Genomic DNA, 269 nt, shown 5'->3' on the forward strand with positions numbered 1-269 from the left:
AGGCGGCTGGGTCCTGCTCATGATGGCGAGGGCGTGCCGAGAGCTTGGCAAAGCCCATTCGCTTAACCGTGCGGCCGAGGGTGCTCTCGTCCAGGCTGATCCCGAAGCTGGCATAGACCCAGGCGGCCAGATCCTTCAGCCGCCAGCGCACCACGCCATGCCGCTCTGGGTCCGGCCCTTCCTCAATCACCTGCGCCAGCGCTTGCCGCTGGGCGGCATTCAGCTTCGGCTTCTGGCCCGGCGCCTTGCGGTCGATCAGCCCGGCTGGT

At 68.0% G+C, this 269-nt stretch carries 1 protein-coding gene; it reads right to left on the reverse strand.

Features of this window, described 5'->3' with window-relative positions; translation table 11 throughout:
* On the reverse strand, positions 1–269 hold a 269-nt coding region (locus WDW90_RS39565), incomplete at both ends, for a winged helix-turn-helix domain-containing protein (RefSeq protein WP_336493051.1).

The sequence above is a fragment of the Methylobacterium nigriterrae genome, assembly GCF_037106235.1.
In the GTDB taxonomy this organism is placed as follows: domain Bacteria; phylum Pseudomonadota; class Alphaproteobacteria; order Rhizobiales; family Beijerinckiaceae; genus Methylobacterium; species Methylobacterium nigriterrae.